This window comes from Brevibacillus laterosporus, assembly GCA_007833815.1.
Classification (GTDB): domain Bacteria; phylum Bacillota; class Bacilli; order Brevibacillales; family Brevibacillaceae; genus Brevibacillus_B; species Brevibacillus_B laterosporus_D.
In genome coordinates this window covers 5,411,777-5,428,443 of sequence record CP033464.1, presented here as the reverse complement: position 1 = coordinate 5,428,443, position 16,667 = coordinate 5,411,777, and the positions used below count along the sequence as shown (strand labels likewise).

Below are 16,667 nucleotides of genomic sequence, written 5' to 3'. Positions count from 1 at the left end.
TTATGTCTTGTCATGTTACATTGTACTTCTATTGTACCATTCTGGTTGGAGATCAAACCAGAGAGGTTCATGTGGAAGGAAAAGCATGGGAAGTCCATCGTCGTGAAAGAATAAGAAATCCTATACCAACCAATTTACATACAGAAAGGTGGGAGTCATGTGGCAGACAAGGTTCTTTCTGTTGTTCACCTGCAAAAATCAATTAAAAAAAAGCAACTGATTCATGATATTACTTTTGATGTGAGGGAGGGGGAGGTATTTGGGTTTCTTGGACCCAACGGAGCTGGCAAAACAACCACGATTCGTATGCTGGTCGGACTAACCAGACCTGATAGAGGAGAGATAAAAATTGGTGGATATTCTTTACAAAAGAACTTTTTACAGGCCATTGATCAGGTGGGGTGTATTGTAGAGAACCCGGAATTGTATCCCTTTTTGACAGGGCAAGAGAACTTAGAGATGCTTGCTCGGATGAGTAAAAAGGTTAGCTCTGAGAGAATTTGTGAAGTAGTAAAGCAAGTGGAATTGACTGAAGCGATTCATGATCGAGTAAAAACGTATTCTCTTGGTATGCGTCAGCGCTTGGGGATTGCACAAGCGTTGCTACATCGTCCTCGCTTACTTATTTTAGATGAACCAACCAACGGATTAGATCCGGCTGGTATTCGTGAATTACGGCAGTTTATACGGCGCTTGGCAGTGGAAGAAAGAATTGGTGTCTTTATTTCTAGTCATATGCTAAGTGAGATTGAACTCATGTGTGATCGTGTAGCCATTATTAATAAGGGACGTGTCATTTCAGTTGGTCATGTCAAGGAATTAATGGAACAATTTGCAGATCAGGTTAACTGGAAATTTGCGGATAGTAGTTTGCCAAAGGCCGTGGAGTTCATGCAGGCAAGTCCCCATGTATATGAGCTTATTGCTTTGTCGGATGGTAGAGTGAAATGCCGGATGGATACGGACAAAATAGCCGAGGTTAACCGTACCCTCATCACTGCGGGAGTACATGTAATTGGCATTGAAGAAAAGGCGGTTACATTGGAAGATTTATTCCTCACTTTAACCCAAGATAAATCAGCAGATGAGGAGGGGAAGCATGCTTGATTTGGTATACAATGAAAGCTTAAAGCTAGTCAAACGCAAGCGCTTCTATGTAGTTGTCTTAATTTTGCTTATTCTGATCCCGCTTTTTACATATGCGCAATATAAATCGGTAGAGGTGGCTAGAGAGCAAATTGGAACAGATGATTGGCGTACCATTCTGCAACAAAAGATTGTAGATACCCAAAATAGATTGGCTTCCAGTCGGATTCCCCCTGAGTGGAGAGATTTTTTAAAAACCCAATTACAGCTACAGCAGTATTATTTAGATCATGATATAGATCCATCAGCGCCAGGAGCGGTTACGTTTGCGCGTGGATTTATGGACCAGGCTGTTGGTCTTTTTCTACCCATGATTATTGTGATTTTGGCAGTTGATCTAGTTTCTTCAGAATTTAGTGAAGGAACAATTAAACTGTTGTTGACAAGGCCAGTCAAACGTTGGAAAATCCTTACGAGCAAGTATATGACGCTCTTATTGTTTACCTCGCTGACCGTGTTGCTATGTCTTGTACTAGCGTATGCTATTTCAGGGATAGTCTTTGGTTATGGAGGTTGGAGGATGCCGGTTTTAACAGGTTTTCAGGCGTCAGGAGAAGGATTACAAACCTCACAGGTATTCGTATTAGATCAGTGGAAATATATCTTGATGCAGTATGGATTGGGCTGGTTCGTTTGCGTGGTGGTGGGAACAATATCGCTGATGATTTCTGTACTGGTGAGAAGTACAGCAGCTGGTATGGGTATTATGATGGCGGCACTCATTAGTGGGGCAATTTTGACCCAAATGGCATCTACGTGGGAACAAGCCAAGTATTTATTTAATGTAAATTTACAGCTTACGACCTATTTGGCAGGAAGCTTGCCACCTATTAAAGGTATGAGTCTACCCTTCTCTCTTGGGGTACTGTCTGTTTGGGGAATTGTTTCCTTAGTTGTTGCATACGGAGTGTTTACACGACAAGATGTTACGTAATCCATATATAACAAAAACCCTCTAGCTATGGTTTTGATATGCTCCCCTTGTGGTAGACAGTTGAAATAATATAACTGTTTCCTTACAAGGAGGAGCATTTTTATGTCCCATAAAGCAAAAATATCTGGGTCAGAAAAGATTGCAGCTATTGAAAAATATCTTCGTGGGGAAGATTCGCTTAATCATTTAGCAAATCTTCTAGATGTTTCCTTTCCATCTATTAAACAATGGCTTCAAACTTATCAATCATTAGGTCCAAACGGATTGCTCCATACATCCAAGAACTCCTCCTATTCCACAGAATTAAAGAAAACAGCTGTCGAGGATTATCTGGCTAGTCGTGGTTCTCACATGGATATATGTAAAAGATATGGCATCAAATCAACCCGCCAACTGCGTAACTGGATCCTGAAGTATAATGGTCATGAGAAGCCGAAAGCTTGCGGCACAGGAGGAACACCAATCATGACAAAAGGACGAGCAACTACTTACGATGAAAGAATTGAAATCGTCAGATTCTGTATAGAACATCAACACAATTACGCCCAAACCGCACAGAAATTTCAGGTATCCTATCAGCAAGTTTATTCTTGGACAAATAAATACATTAAATCTGGTGTAGATGCACTTCAGGATAAACGTGGAAAGCGAAAATCTGAAGATGAGATGTCCGAAGTGGAGAAGCTGAGGGCACAAAATAAGCTGCTTCAAGCTGAGAACAGAAGAAAGCAAATGGAGATTGATTTATTAAAAAAGCTGGACGAAATCCAAAGGAGGCGATTCTAAGCCAAGTCCGATATGAACCTGTATATCTTGCAATACGTGATCTTCATGAAAGTAAATCATATCCCATAAGTCTACTCTGTGAAAACATGGGAATTCAACGTTCTTCGTATTATAAATGGCTAAATAGGAAAGAAAGCCATAACGAGAAATTCAACAAAGAGTTGCTTCCCATGATTAAGGATGCCTATGAAGAAAGAAATGGGATCCTTGGATATCGTCAGATGACAATCAAACTAAACCGACAACACAATCTTACTGTTAACCATAAACGGATATACAGACTCATGAGAATCTTACAAATAAAATCAGTATGCCGCAGGAAGAAGAAAAGTTACATTCCGTCAACTCCTCAAATTACGACGGAAAATATTTTGAACAGAGATTTCGAATCCGACGGATTCGGTACAAAATGGCTCACTGACGTGACGGAAATGAAGTATGGCCTTCAAAGCAAGGCTTATTTGAGTGCAATCATGGATTTGTCAGATAAAAGTATTGTTTCTTTTGTGGTAGGGCATTCCAACAACAATGAACTTGTGTTTAGAACTTTTGATATCGCACATCAATCATATCCTAATGCTAAACCCATCTTTCATAGTGACCGAGGATTCCAATATACGAACAAAATGTTCAAAAAGAAACTGGACGACGCAGGAATGATACAAAGCATGTCGAGGGTATCTAGATGCATAGACAATGGACCGATGGAATCGTTTTGGGGAATGATAAAATCCGAGATGTATTATCTCAATAAATTTAATACATACAAAGAATTGGAAGTAGCAATTATGGAATACATAACTTACTACAATAACCATCGATACCAGAAAAGACTAAACTGTATGACGCCTTTGGAATACAGGCACTACCTTCAAAATTCAGCAGCATAAGAAAGACACCAACCCATGTGAAAATAGTTGGTGTCAGATTTTTTTGTTTTTCCGTTGTCTACTTGACTGGGGGCAGTTCATTTTACTCCGGCTAGAGGGTATTCATGTTGGTGTAAGCAAAAAACATCAAGCTATGACCAATTCATGGTTTTTACAATGTCCATTAAATCCTGCAAGCTCATTCCCTTTGCTGTTGCAATCACATATAGCTGTTGGGAAGACTTGTTGGTAATAAGATGGACAGTATGTTGCATGGTATTTTTTTCTTGGGAGTCAAACGTTACTCCGATTGCTTTATCAGTCCCTACAGAGAAGATTTGAGGAGAGCCCGCGAAGGTTCCTGGAATGGATAAAGCTCGTTTTTGCGTATCATTACGTAGTACCTCTAGCTTAATCTCAGCTTCACCATGGCGATAGACAGATATTTGGGAGGTAACGTGCTTACTCGTTTCTGATTCGTAATGAATATTGACAGAAGCTAGTTTATAATCTGCTTTGACAAGAGCAGCAAGTGGCATATCAGAAGCTTGCTTCGCTTTGTCCAGAGAAACGAAGGTAGAGAAGGTTTGAGGTTTCTCTTTCTCCTTTTCTTTCTCTTGCGTGAACATTTCACTTATAGAGCCCGCTGATTCAACCTCGGTTTCGGCTATAGAAGAAGCTTCCCCTACTGTCTGATTTTCAGGGCTTGCTATTGCTATGTCATTTGATTTTTTTAATTCATCAGAGGGTGTTGTAGACTCTGATCCAGATTTTTGATCATCCAGATTTTTCTCTGTTGCCTCAGCAGCTGTCACTGCATGCTCTTTTGACGCTGCTTGTTGTGGAGACAATGAACGTGAAGCGAGCATGGATGAAATGGCTGGATTATTATTTTGTCCTTGTTGGACAGCTTGCTTACTGTTATTCTGCATAGCGATCGCAGAGTCAGTGGAAGGTGTCTGTGTTTTCTTCGCCTGAGCTACCGCAGTATCTTTTTCATTTCTAACAGGCTTTGGTTCCTTTTTTTCCGTTGTTCCTTCTGCTTTTTGCATGGTAGGAACAGAAGTCTCCTGTGATCCTGTTTTTTGGTCAGTTACCAACGAATTTGTCTCAGGCAAATTCGAACTCGTAGGAGCTTGTTTGGTATCGATTTGTGGTGACTGAGCCATATAGGAGGTTGGCTCCTCTGGAACCGGTGCATAAGCTACCTGTGGAGGATGATCAACTCCACCTGTAAATCCTCCATTTAAAGCTTGGACGCCGACAAGTCCCATGACCAATAGAACGCTAGCTGCGCCCAAGACCGGATAGGATAAGAATTTAAAGCGTTTGGCTTTGGTGTTGCTACTTCCTTTTGTTTGATCAGTTACTGCAAGTGGAATGATTCCTCGCTCCGTTTTTTCAGATTGACTAAATCCTCCTTGATGCTGTGGAGCGGCATATATCTTATTCATAATGCTATTTTCCAAGTCAACGGAAGGGTGTGGAATCTCTTTTAGGAATAAATTTTCTTCGTTAGATGACCACTCATTTTCTAGCCAAGCCAAGCATTCATCACAGAATTCTAAATGGGAAAGAGCGGTGTCGTCGTCAACAGTGTTAGTCCATTTTGCCTTAAATTCTTGGCAATTCATGTACGAGTCCTCCTTCCATCTTCGTTAACACTTTGGCAAATTCTTGCCTTGCTCGTAAATATCGAACCCGTGCTGTAGACTCTGCTACCCCGAGAAGGGAAGCTATTTTATCAAAGGGATATTCGTGCGTACAACGAAGCACAATAACTTCTTTATAGGAGTCAGATAGCAGCTCGAAAGCTTCGGCGATGGTCTTCTGTTGTTCTTTTCGCAGAAGCGATTCCTGTGGTTGTTCATTCTGTACTCCTGAAGGGACGAAAGCCAATTGTTCATCCGTATCATGGAACTTCCGGCGCCGGAGAAAGTCGATGGTACGATTCCTCGCTAAAGTATGGAGCCATGTAGTTAGTTGACTTTCACCTCGATAGGTGTTCAGCTTTTCGTAGGCTTTGATAAATACCTCTTGGGTCAGATCTTCAGCGTCTGACTTGTTGTTTACCATCTTATATATGAAGATATAGATCATATGTTGGTATTTTTGAATAATGTCACGAAAAGCTTCGACGTCCCCTTGCAAAACCTGTTGTACAACTTCACTGTCGGTTTGCATCGAAGTATTGCCTCCCTTCACTTCATCTGACGATACGTTGTTTTCAAACGTTTCAGTTGGTTTTTTTGTTTTTATTCCACAAATATTTCCAGTCCTCTTACATAACGTATAAGCATGGATAAGACGTTGTAAAAAAGCTGGTGCTTGTAAAGTTTCTTCCCCATTCTATCATTTTTTTAGAAAAAAAAACGATACAAAAACTAGGAAAGCTTGGTACGTAGCTCATTCTTTACGTTTGCTAAGCTTCAAAGCTTGATGTATCTACCTCGGCATCTATAACCTGATAGTGATAACCTTGTTCTAATAGAAACATTTGGCGCTTACTGGAAAACTCCTGCTCGCGGGTATCCCGTGACACCAGTGTATAAAAATAGGCTTGGTTGGTTGCCTTAGGACGCAAAACACGGCCCAATCGTTGAGCTTCTTCTTGTCTAGAGCCAAATGTGCCGGAGATTTGAATAGCAACATTAGCATCTGGCAAATCTACTGCAAAATTGGCTACCTTAGATATCACTAGCTGTTTGATCTCCCCACGTTTAAACATGTCATAATAGCGACCACGGTCTTCTTCAGGTGTTTTACCCGTGATCAGCGGTAATCCTAGTGTACTTGCTACCTGCTCCAATTGTTTGATGTACTGACCAATAATTAGGATTTGATCATCTTTATGTTGCTCCAGTAGTTTTTGTACCCAGTCCACCTTATATGGGTTCTCCGCTGCTAATCGATATTTTTCACGTGTGCTAGAAAAAGCGTAGGCTTCTCGATAGATAGAGGGGAGTGGTAGTCTGATTTCTTTACAGAGGGCTGTTGCGATCCAGCCTTGTGCTTCTAAAGCTTTCCACGGCATTTCGTATTTTTTAGGTCCAATTAGTGAGAAGACCTCATCTTCTTTTCCATCTTCACGTACTAAGGTAGCGGTCAGACCTAATCGGCGTTTGGCTTGAATGCTCGAAGTCATTTTGAAGATGGGTGCAGGGAGCATGTGTACTTCGTCGTAAATGATTAACCCCCAATTATGATCCGTAAACAAGTTCATATGAGGAAACTCTTCCCCACCTCGCCGTCTAGATGTCACCATCTGATAGGTGGTAACTGTAACAGGGCGTACCTCTTTTTGTTCACCAGTATATTCGCCCACCATGTCAGTGGTCAGGGTGGTTTTTGTTATTACTTCGTTGATCCATTGCCGGACAGAGGTCGTGCTTGTGGTTAAGATAAGTGTGGCTGTCTCAAAACGTGCCATGGTTCCCATTCCAATAATGGTTTTTCCAGCTCCACAAGGCAAGCACAAGACGCCACTGCCACCATATGCAGTACCATTAGCATAAAAGGCTTCTACAGCATCAAGCTGATAATCTCGCAAAGCAAAAGGCGCACCAGTACTACCGTGAGACATAAGCTTCATCGGACATGGTTCGCCTTCCTGATAGCCGGCTATATCCTGCACAGGATAGCCAAGCTTGATGAGAGCCTGTTTTACCAGTCCACGAGAATAAGGCTTCAATATATACAAGCTGTCCGACCGTTTTTCTTCTATATAAGGTTGTAAGGACTGATAACCCATGACTTCAGCTAAGATCAGGGGGTCAACACTTGTCAGGGCGATGCCATCCTCGTATGTATGCATTTGAATTAATCCATATCTAGCAAACGCTCTTTTGATCTCATCCGCCACAGAAGGAGGCAGACCGTATTTACTGTACCGGCTTAGGGCATCCAAAATCTGTTCTGCTTGTAGCTGACTTGCTGCGGCATTCCATAATGAGAGCGGTGTAAGACGATAGGTGTGTATATATTCTGGGCTTTTAATCAGCTCAGCAAAGCCACTAATCGCTTGTCTTGCTTCATCAAATAGGGGATTCTCGACTTCTACTAAAATACTCCGATCACTTTGCACAATTAGCGGTAAATGGGGTTGAAAAGACACGTTCTTCACCTCATAGCGGTATCAATAAAGCCAATGGTACCATATTTCGGGACGAAAGGGAAAAGCAGGGGAGGAGCTTCATTTTGGTTCAAAATCAGGGGCTCAGGTTACAATACAAGTACCTTTATAGAGATAGGAGGAAAGGGCGTTGGATTCGAGTAATATTTTTGGGACAAGCATCAATTTATTGTTTGTTCTGTTTCTTGTTTTTCTAAACGGGTTTTTTGTAGCAACGGAATTCGCTCTGGTAAAGATACGTGAATCTCGAATTACCCAGCTTGTAGCAGAAGGTAATGTGAAGGCTAGATTAGTTGATAAATTGTTACATCAACTGGATGCTTATTTATCTGCAACCCAATTAGGGATTACGCTCGCTTCTCTAGGGTTAGGATGGATTGGAGAGCCAGCGATAGCGCATCTATTGCATCCCGTTTTTACATATGTAGGAATAACAGAACCATGGATGAGTTCAATCTCCGTTATTATTGGATTTTTGATTATTACGTTTTTACATATCGTGCTGGGGGAGTTGGCGCCCAAGTCGTTAGCTATACAGCGTCCTGAGCAGGTTTCTCTATTTGTGGCACGTCCGATGCAAGTTTTTTATAAAGCGATGTTTCCCTTTATTAAGCTGTTAAATGGGGCTGCCTCTAAAATTTTGCGCCTGTTTGGTATTGAACCGGTATCTGAGCACGAAGCGGCTCACACAGAAGAAGAGATTCGTATTTTGGTCAATGAAAGCCACAAAAGCGGATTAATTGATAACACCGAATTGATGCTAGTAGATAATATCTTTGAATTCTCGGAAACGACAGCTCGAGAAATCATGGTACCTAGAACAGATATGGTTGTGCTAGATATTAGAGATAGCTTTGAGGATAATTTGGATATTGTTAGTACGGGCAGATTTACTCGTTATCCGGTGGTAAATGGCGATAAGGATCATGTGGTGGGAATTTTGCATATCAAAGACATTTTAACCTATGCGTTAAAAGAAACAGAGAAGGAACGTCATTTGACGGATTTATTACGTCCTGCTTTATCTGTACCAGAGTCCATCTCTATCAGTCAATTGTTGACCATGCTGCAAAAACAACGGAGTCAAGTAGCCATTCTAATTGACGAATATGGTGGTACAGCTGGGTTACTCACGCTTGAGGACATCGTGGAAGAGATTGTAGGAGACATTCAGGACGAATTTGATGATGAGCGCCCTGAGATCGAGCAATTTAAGCAAAAAGAGGAGAGCATCGTTTCCTTTGATGGTCGTATGTTGCTTGAGGAAGTAAATGACTATCTTCATATACAGTTAGACACCACAGAAGTAGATACAATAGCTGGCTGGATTTATACGAAGATTACTCATCCTCCAACTATAGGCATGAAAGTCGAACAAGGAGAGTATGAATTTGAAGTTGGGGAAGTGAATCATTTACGAATTACACGTGTCTTTGTGAAGAAACTCATAAAAGAAAAAGTGGAAACGTAAGCCACTTAATGAGTCCCTGCATAGGATATCAAATAGACATGATTTTCGTGGAGGGGCTTTTGTGTATAAAATTATTTCATTTCCCAAAACTCTTGGCTATAACATATGTACAAAAAAGCTGGCAGAGAATCAAGCCATCATGGCCTCAGTTAGGCATTGTGCATCGGTAGGTTGTTTATTAGTAGCGCAGGATGAATTTGAAAAGCTGACCAAATTAATTGGTCAGGAAGGATATACGGTATCAAATGAAGTACAGGTGCGTTTACACAGCCAGGATGAAATTCCATGGGGGGTGGAGCATATAGGTGCACCTGCCATATGGAATGTAACACAAGGTAAGGGAATAAAAGTTGCCGTGATTGATACTGGCATTTCCCATTCTCACCCAGATTTAAAGGGACAGGTAAAAGGGAGAGTTTCAGTGATAAAAGGAGCAGGCCAGTCTAAAACGATTGGAGGTCATGGGACTCATGTAGCAGGGACCATTGCTGCTGTGGCCAATAATCGTGGGATTGTAGGTATTGCACCACAGGTCGATCTCTATGATGTGCAAGCATTTGGAGTGGATGGAACAGCCAATATCAGCGACATCATTGCTGGAATTAACTGGGCTATTGAGCAGAAGGTAGATATTATTAACATGAGCTTCGGTACGGGGGAGGATCATCCTGCTTTCCACCAAGCTCTGCGAGTAGCCTCCAAGAATGGAATCATGCTCGTAGCCTCCGCAGGTAATAACGGTGGAGCATTGGAATTTCCAGCTGCCTATCGTGAAGTAGTTGCGGTAGGAGCCATCAATCAACAGGCAAAATTGGCTGAATTTAGTGCGAGAGGCAGAGGATTGAACACGGTTGCTCCTGGTGTTGCCATTAAATCGACTTGGTTAAATAAAGAATATCGCACGTTGGACGGTACCTCTATGGCGGCTGCTCATATTTCAGGATTATATGCCTTACGTCTAGCAGAACAACGTAGTCGTGCAGAGGATCGCGTAAATAAACGTGTGAATAATCGTACAAACAATCGTACAAATAATCCTACAAATAAACGTGAAGAAGAAGCTCATGGAAAAAAACATGAAAGAAACAATGTAAAAAATCATGTGAAGAAAAATCATGAAAATACCTCAGCAAATAAAAATACTCATAACCGTCAAAGAAAATTCAGCCTTCTTTCTCTTTTTAAAAAACGATGATATGTAAATGAAGGGACATAGTTATTTGTTAGAAAAAAAGGGGGATGCCGCCAGCATTCTCGGGATTGAAGCGAATACCAAATGCTTTTTGCGTTGTTTGGTAACAAAAGAAGTAACGATCTGAAACGTGTACGCTATCTTTGCGGGGATTTTGTAGAATTTTTAAAACAGACAGATCAAACATTTGATGTTTGTTTCGCGTCTGGTGTTTTATACCATATGGTCAATCTAATCATGGTGCTGGGATTATTAAAAGAGCGATGCAAGAAAATGTATTTATGGACGCATTATTTTGATGAGAACATCTTACAGCACACCGTTGATTACGGTTTGCGATTTAGCGGAAGGCAATCAGCTTCAGAGTATGGCTTTGCACATACGCTGTATAACATAACTATTTGCAAGCACTCGATAGCAGTCTGTTTATCGGGGGCACCCTACCCTTTAGCAATTGGTTGAGTAGGCAGGATTTGCTTGCAGGCTTGCATCATGTCGGCTTCCATATAGAAGCAAGCTTTGACGATCCGGCCTACCCTAATGGCCCAGCTCTTGCCATAGTTGCAAGTGTTCGATAGTAAATAATTGAGCGTGGTATTCAAGTAGATAACCGAGGAAAACGGCATAACTCCTAAAAAAGCAAGGTATCATAGGAGTGTGCTTGATTCCTCGGTATTTTTATTTGATAGGAATGTTATGAATGATGAGTAGGGCGAGAGGTGAAACTTTCCATCCGATTTGTTACAATAACAAGATCAGATTGTTAAAGGAGATTGGTATTATGCGTATTCTGCTTACAAATGACGATGGCATTGAAGCATTAGGTATACGAACCCTTGCGGAAGCCCTTCTTCCTTTACAGGACCTTGAAATTTATGTGGTTGCTCCAAGTGAAGAGAGAAGCGGAGTGGGTCACGGTGTTACGTTTCGTGAAGCACTGGCGCCTACACCGCATGATTTTTATGGCTTACCAGTAAAGGCCTGGAGCGTAAATGGAAATCCTGCTGACTGTGTAAAGGCAGCATATTATCTGCTATTTAAAGATCAAGAGCGTCCTGATCTCGTGTTATCAGGAATAAACGTAGGTGCTAATCTAGGAAAAGATGTTTACTACTCAGGGACATGTAGTGCGGCTCGTGAAGCTGTTATTTTAGGTATCCCAGCTGTTGCCTTATCCTATGATAATTATCATAATCAGGCAAGTTTTGGAGAAGTAGGCAGCATTATTGGGCCATTGCTCCAACAATTTATGGAACAAACCAAACAGAAACAAATGCCAGAGAAAGTGTTTTGGAATGTGAATGTCCCCGATTTGCCTGAGAACCAAGTAAAAGGGATTACTCCAGCTGTTCTAGCGTTTGACTTTTATAACGATGTGTACAGCCCAGCGGAAACAGGTTATTTTTTGGGAAGAGAATATCCTGACCAGTGGGATACGCAAGGCGAGCAAGAAGATTTTCGTTTGTTAAAAAGTGGATATATGACTGTTACGCCTGTTCATATCGATTCCACTGACCGAAAATTACTGGAGCAAATGAAAGAGTGGCCACTTCTAAAAAATAAACCAAGGGGAGAGTAACAAATGGCAGAAATGCAGATGCAGCCCTTACTTTCTTTCTCTGGACCATCTCCTGATGTTCATACGTCAGGGGAGGTTCTGTCTATAGAGACTTATGTCTCCTTGTACCAAATCGTGAACGAGGAAGGATACCCCTGTTTTGGACGAATAAATGAACAAGGTGTTTCTGAAATTTACTTGGTATTTGAGGATATTGATGCTTTTAGTCAAGCGGTAGAGGGAGTTAGTACGGTTGAGTTTCGTACGTATGAGGAGAAATTACTACTTATCGTCTGGACAAAATCTGATGCGATTGCCCCACTCGGATTTCCGCTTTCATTTACCCCTCATGTAACTGTTGAACGCACCTGGCTTCATGCATTGTTAGAGCAGCCCAATCTGGAGCTGTTTTTTTTAGCAAGGGAACAGGGCATGCTGGTTCACATCTTCACAGAAATTCTTACGCTTTCATCTAATGAAAGATCAGGTGTTTACCAGATGCTTCAGGAACTAGATGAGCGTACCCGAATGTCCATTACGTTATCAGAAGAGATTGCCTCCAGGCCAGCAATGGAACTGCTAGATGAACTATTGTTACAAGAAGGAGAAGCGTATGATTTTCTGTACAGAATCCATATGGAACAGAATCAGGATAAGGCAGAGCATGTCTTGATGGAGAGCTTGCATCAAGCATTACACATGCTGAATAAACATCCAATAAGTCATATTCGGGAAGCGGATTTTCTAATCTGGGTCTATGGCGATGAGCAAACGTTCTCCATTTATACTAGCCCTTCCTTACGTAATCTGTACCCGACTCAGCAAGATGATCCATTTAGGACAGTGTTTCATCGGTTTCCTGCTTTTCGAAACATTCGGGAAATATCACCGCTAGTAGAAGGTGCATTTCCGATTTTTCAACGAGAAGCGGGTTGTTGTTATCACTTGGAATTAAATGATGAGGTGCAAACAAAGCTGGCTCGACTTTTTTCTCGTATTGATCAAATAAGCGCAAATCCATTTGTCTAAACATACAGAAAACTAGACATGTTTCAACAAAGGATTAGACAAGCCTAATTGCGAAAAAGTAAAGAGAGATTTGAACCTCTCATGGCTAAAGCCACGAGATTCCTGCGCTATCACATCCAACGAAGTGAGAATTAGCAGGCTATCCCCGTAGTCCCTACGGTTATTGAAAAAAAGTGTACGTTGGACTCTTCTCTCTGACCTACTGCTTGGTTTTCGCTTTTCGGTCAGAGAGGACGAAGGTGCTTGAATGTTTTACGCCACAAAGCATTCCTTATGGCAACCCCATACATTCAGTTTTCAATGAGCAATCTGTACAAGATTAGTATACCTGTTCTTGTTAGTTATTCAAAGAAGTAGTCGGACAATTAACGTGTCAGAAGACACGCTTTGTCCGAAGCCGATTCATCTCATGATTAAAATCACGAGTGTTCTCGGCTAATTCATAAAAAAGTGATGGAGGTGTAGGTAGTGAATTCTTCCCAGCATGGCAGTATCGCACTTATTTCTCAATCCTTTCAAGGTCTGCAAAAAGAAGTAGAGCAGATTGCCCAATCATTATCTCTTCGTACGGAAGGAGGGGTACGGCTTTCAATACAAGGAGAGTCGTTTGCAAACACCTTTTGTGCGGATTTCACTCTTTGGGATTTGGCAGGAGTCATTACGCTGAAAAGTAAGCCGGGGAGATACGGTTTCGGTCCTGACAAAGAACAAGATATTCCTATGATGATGCGATTTTCATTTTCTTACAACTCGCTGAGGGATGCGGAAACCACCAAACAGCGAATCGATGAATATTTTTCTTACGAAGCGGAAGTTCACTGGAATGTGGCTTCAACTGAACAAACGAAGCAAATGGATCTGTCGGTTCATTTTCAGTATCAACCGCAACATGATACTGTAGCTGCATATATTCGCTATGTATTGGGTATGATAACGGGACGAAATACAGCTGCCTAAATGTGGCTGGAAAAAAGGGCGCTCTATGAGAGAGTCCTCTTTTTTACGGATACGAATGAGAAAGGAAAGATTATCTTATGCTAAGACGCCTATTTATAGCCTTGCATGTCCCAACCAAGGTGGTTTCTTATATTGAAGATGCCCAACGACAAGTGAAACAGGAGCTTAATGCCCAACGCTGGCAACCTTTACATAACTTACATTTGACCCTTCATTTTCTAGGTGATGTCGATGAACAGAGAATTCCAGAGCTACAGAAAGATATTCAGATTGTCAGTTCCATTATTCGTCCTTTTTCTCTAGCTATTGATCATTTTGGCTCGTTTCCTCAAGGTGGAAAGCCACGAGTATTGTGGCTGGGCATGCAAGGGAATGTAGAGTCGTTGCAACAGATGCATCTCCTTTTAGGTAAACGATTGGATCGTCATCAAAACATACAGTTTGACAAACGACCGTATGAACCTCATGTAACCATAGCCCGCAAACCGTTTTTGCATGACGAACGTTCCCTCCCATTAGCAGATTGGTCGCAACGTTTTTTACCCCATCCCAAACCTAGCTGGATGGTAGAGGAAATTACCCTATTTCAGTCTGAATTACTGCCAGAAGGAGCTATTCATACTCCGCTATTTACCAGTTTATTAGGCGAAACAACGAACTTATAGAAAAAAACACCGTTTTGCCGTTCAAAATTACTCACCATCTGAATAAACTTAGTAAAAACAGGAGATCGCGAATGAAAGCGATCAAACATTACGAGATGTCAGATGCTGAGAAAGCGGTGGAAATTCAAAATGAGTGAGTTTACTACCGGGGTATTGTATCCAAGACGTTACGAGAACAAACTGATTAAAGAACTACCTGACTCGAAACAACCTTATTTTCATAAGCGGTTAAACGATGAATGGAATGCGTTTTTTCTAGAAGATGAGTGGGTGCAGACAGCGGAAACTCTTCAATATTTATTGGATTTATCCAAACGTGGAGTGGCCTTGTTATGGTTCCATGATGCGGAGGACAGCGGTTGGGGCTTCCGTCTATTTGAAGGCGGCTACGAGGTATCGTCTGCTACGATTAGCTACATTCTAGATATGGAATTAGCTGAGACTGAAATGAAGCGGAGATATCCACGTGTAATAGACCCAGATGATTATATGAAGGAAGAAGAGTTACGCAGAGAATACGATGAACTAATTGATACAATTTTTACTACACAAATGTATCGCCAGGAAGTGCAGAAGGGATTATCTCGCTGTAAACCACAGTTGTTTCGTTCCTTCTTGTCTCCCAAGCAGATTCAGCAACTCCATTCCTTGTTTGACACGAACATTCTAGTGGAAGTCGATTATGAAACAGGTAATAGTCTACTGTATGATTCAGTGGATTTGTTTAAGGAGATCTTAGGTATTGAAGAAATGATGTGGGTTAATTATTCGTATTTAGCAAGTGGTGGCAGAGATAGTGGCCTTGCATAGTTTTCCTGTTTTCCTAAGAAGGATATGGGCCAATAAGCATGCTTCACCAATCAAAAAAAGGCAGTAAACAAAGGCTTTGCCAAGAAATGATGAGGGCAAGGTCTTTGTTGTGTTCATTTTGTACTAATTGGAAAGCCATGCTTTATATAAAGAATTATCTTTGCAACAATTGCAATCACTCAACAATTACGGTGGCTCATTGTGATGTGTAAAAATGAGAAACAGAGCCACCAATAACCGATTAAGCTTACTTATTTAACAGGTTGAAGCCATGGGGCAAAAATAGTATGAAGATCAAGTAGAAGAAGCAGACGATCTCCTTCTTGAGCAATGCCTGCTAAATTGGACCCATCTAATCCTGCAACAACAGGTGGAGCTGTTTTAATGGAAGAAGGCGAAATTTTGGCTACTTCCGATACACCATCCACAACGATCCCTGCTTCAAACCCGTCTATCTTGAGCACGATAAACCGGCTTTCTTCGGTAAGTTGAATGGACGGTAGCCCAAACATTTTACGTATTTGCAAGATGGCCAGAATACTCCCACGTAGATTAATGACACCCTCTACATATTCAGGTGATTTAGGAACCTTCGTGATAGGCATAGGCTTAACAATCTCCAAGACATTCTCCAATGGAAAACCGAACGTCTCACTACCCATGGTAAACAAAATATAAGAAAGGGCCTCGGCTTCGTTCTGCGACTGGTTGAGGCCCAATTGGTTTTGACTTGATTCCATGAGGCTTCCCCCTCTCTATTTTTCTTTTCCAAGTACGTTTGCTATGTACGTCTCTCTTTATTATATCATCTCAACTGGAAAGAGGAATCGTTAGGTTTAGTTAATTAAATCATCCGAAAGTTGACTAGGTTCCGTCCACATTTTTGCTATTGCCTGATCAATTTCAAACATTAATATTTCCTTTTTGGATTGTGGAAATATAAGGAAAACCATAATTTCCAATATCATATTGTAATTGATATTATTGTAAACAATAGTGAAAGGAAATGAATGAATATTATACATGCGGGAGTCGAAAGCTTTTCCTTGCTTTCAATAAAGTACTACTGAACTAAAAACAAAAAGGACCACCCAATGATAAGTGATCTTTTTGTACCT

The 16,667-nt window shown here is 41.3% G+C and carries 16 protein-coding genes and 1 pseudogene; 12 read left to right on the top strand and 5 right to left on the bottom strand.

Annotation, left to right across the window (positions count from 1 at the left end; genetic code table 11):
- Window positions 1-159 precede the first annotated feature (159 nt).
- The 4 genes from EEL30_26595 (at window position 160) to EEL30_26580 (ending at window position 3,756) form a co-directional block, all read left to right on the top strand.
- Entirely contained in the window at window positions 160-1,107 is a 948-nt protein-coding gene (locus EEL30_26595; protein ID QDX95519.1) for an ABC transporter ATP-binding protein, read from the top strand.
- Window positions 1,100-2,080 (top strand): ABC transporter permease, encoded by a 981-nt coding sequence (locus EEL30_26590; protein ID QDX95518.1) that lies wholly within the window; start codon window positions 1,100-1,102, stop codon window positions 2,078-2,080. The genes EEL30_26595 and EEL30_26590 overlap by 8 nt, the downstream gene beginning before the upstream one ends.
- A gap of 102 nt (window positions 2,081-2,182) precedes the next feature.
- Complete coding sequence (locus EEL30_26585; GenBank protein ID QDX95517.1) at window positions 2,183-2,866, top strand: transposase; 684 nt, start codon at window positions 2,183-2,185, stop codon at window positions 2,864-2,866.
- Window positions 2,827-3,756, top strand: a complete 930-nt coding sequence (locus EEL30_26580) for an IS3 family transposase (protein ID QDX95516.1) — start codon at window positions 2,827-2,829, stop codon at window positions 3,754-3,756. The genes EEL30_26585 and EEL30_26580 overlap by 40 nt, the downstream gene beginning before the upstream one ends.
- Before the next feature lie 131 nt (window positions 3,757-3,887).
- Here the strand turns inward: EEL30_26580 and EEL30_26575 are convergent, their stop codons facing one another.
- The 3 genes from EEL30_26575 to EEL30_26565 form a co-directional block, all read right to left on the bottom strand.
- Window positions 3,888-5,369 carry a hypothetical protein gene (locus EEL30_26575; protein ID QDX95515.1) on the bottom strand — a complete coding sequence of 494 codons (1,482 nt, stop codon included), beginning with the start codon at window positions 5,367-5,369 and terminating at the stop codon, window positions 3,888-3,890.
- Window positions 5,350-5,919, bottom strand: coding sequence for an RNA polymerase sigma factor (locus EEL30_26570; GenBank protein QDX95514.1), 570 nt, complete (start codon window positions 5,917-5,919; stop codon window positions 5,350-5,352). The genes EEL30_26575 and EEL30_26570 overlap by 20 nt, the downstream gene beginning before the upstream one ends.
- A 238-nt stretch (window positions 5,920-6,157) precedes the next feature.
- Window positions 6,158-7,849, bottom strand: a complete 1,692-nt coding sequence (locus EEL30_26565; protein ID QDX95513.1) for a helicase — start codon at window positions 7,847-7,849, stop codon at window positions 6,158-6,160.
- 148 nt (window positions 7,850-7,997) lie between these two features.
- Between EEL30_26565 and EEL30_26560 the strand changes: the two genes are divergently transcribed.
- The 8 genes and pseudogenes from EEL30_26560 (at window position 7,998) to EEL30_26525 (ending at window position 15,549) form a co-directional block, all read left to right on the top strand.
- Entirely contained in the window at window positions 7,998-9,338 is a 1,341-nt protein-coding gene (locus tag EEL30_26560; GenBank protein QDX95512.1) for an HlyC/CorC family transporter, read from the top strand.
- 61 nt (window positions 9,339-9,399) lie between these two features.
- Window positions 9,400-10,533 carry a peptidase gene (locus EEL30_26555; protein ID QDX95511.1) on the top strand — a complete coding sequence of 378 codons (1,134 nt, stop codon included), beginning with the start codon at window positions 9,400-9,402 and terminating at the stop codon, window positions 10,531-10,533.
- 7 nt (window positions 10,534-10,540) lie between these two features.
- Window positions 10,541-11,108 (top strand): annotated as a pseudogene (locus tag EEL30_26550) (class I SAM-dependent methyltransferase).
- Between the two features lie 203 nt (window positions 11,109-11,311).
- Window positions 11,312-12,109 (top strand): 5'/3'-nucleotidase SurE, encoded by a 798-nt coding sequence (surE, locus tag EEL30_26545; protein ID QDX95510.1) that lies wholly within the window; start codon window positions 11,312-11,314, stop codon window positions 12,107-12,109.
- Between the two features lie 3 nt (window positions 12,110-12,112).
- Window positions 12,113-13,117, top strand: a complete 1,005-nt coding sequence (locus EEL30_26540) for a hypothetical protein (protein QDX95509.1) — start codon at window positions 12,113-12,115, stop codon at window positions 13,115-13,117.
- A 468-nt stretch (window positions 13,118-13,585) separates the two neighbouring features.
- The gene (locus EEL30_26535) at window positions 13,586-14,074 is read left to right on the top strand and encodes a hypothetical protein (protein QDX95508.1); all 489 of its coding nucleotides are present in this window, start codon (window positions 13,586-13,588) and stop codon (window positions 14,072-14,074) included.
- A gap of 77 nt (window positions 14,075-14,151) precedes the next feature.
- Window positions 14,152-14,739 carry an RNA 2',3'-cyclic phosphodiesterase gene (gene thpR / locus EEL30_26530; protein QDX95507.1) on the top strand — a complete coding sequence of 196 codons (588 nt, stop codon included), beginning with the start codon at window positions 14,152-14,154 and terminating at the stop codon, window positions 14,737-14,739.
- A 129-nt stretch (window positions 14,740-14,868) separates the two neighbouring features.
- Window positions 14,869-15,549, top strand: a complete 681-nt coding sequence (locus EEL30_26525; protein QDX95506.1) for a hypothetical protein — start codon at window positions 14,869-14,871, stop codon at window positions 15,547-15,549.
- A 251-nt stretch (window positions 15,550-15,800) separates the two neighbouring features.
- On the opposite strand, the gene EEL30_26520 is transcribed toward EEL30_26525, so the two are convergent.
- Together EEL30_26520 and EEL30_26515 are read right to left on the bottom strand one after the other, a co-directional pair.
- Window positions 15,801-16,289, bottom strand: coding sequence for a purine-binding chemotaxis protein CheW (locus tag EEL30_26520; protein QDX95505.1), 489 nt, complete (start codon window positions 16,287-16,289; stop codon window positions 15,801-15,803).
- Between the two features lie 96 nt (window positions 16,290-16,385).
- Window positions 16,386-16,574, bottom strand: a complete 189-nt coding sequence (locus EEL30_26515) for a hypothetical protein (protein ID QDX95504.1) — start codon at window positions 16,572-16,574, stop codon at window positions 16,386-16,388.
- Window positions 16,575-16,667: the final 93 nt, after the last annotated feature.

Excerpts from the sequence above, each read along its gene's own strand:
- EEL30_26590 (QDX95518.1), top strand. The coding sequence starts at position 1,100 with ATGCTTGATTTGGTATACAATGAAAGCTTAAAGCTAGTCAAACGCAAG.
- EEL30_26570 (QDX95514.1), bottom strand. The coding sequence starts at position 5,919 with ATGCAAACCGACAGTGAAGTTGTACAACAGGTTTTGCAAGGGGACGTC.
- EEL30_26575 (QDX95515.1), bottom strand. The coding sequence starts at position 5,369 with ATGAATTGCCAAGAATTTAAGGCAAAATGGACTAACACTGTTGACGAC.
- surE (QDX95510.1), top strand. The coding sequence starts at position 11,312 with ATGCGTATTCTGCTTACAAATGACGATGGCATTGAAGCATTAGGTATA.
- EEL30_26585 (QDX95517.1), top strand. The coding sequence starts at position 2,183 with ATGTCCCATAAAGCAAAAATATCTGGGTCAGAAAAGATTGCAGCTATT.
- EEL30_26525 (QDX95506.1), top strand. The coding sequence starts at position 14,869 with ATGAGTGAGTTTACTACCGGGGTATTGTATCCAAGACGTTACGAGAAC.
- thpR (QDX95507.1), top strand. The coding sequence starts at position 14,152 with ATGCTAAGACGCCTATTTATAGCCTTGCATGTCCCAACCAAGGTGGTT.
- EEL30_26515 (QDX95504.1), bottom strand. The coding sequence starts at position 16,574 with ATGTATAATATTCATTCATTTCCTTTCACTATTGTTTACAATAATATC.
- EEL30_26540 (QDX95509.1), top strand. The coding sequence starts at position 12,113 with ATGGCAGAAATGCAGATGCAGCCCTTACTTTCTTTCTCTGGACCATCT.
- EEL30_26520 (QDX95505.1), bottom strand. The coding sequence starts at position 16,289 with ATGGAATCAAGTCAAAACCAATTGGGCCTCAACCAGTCGCAGAACGAA.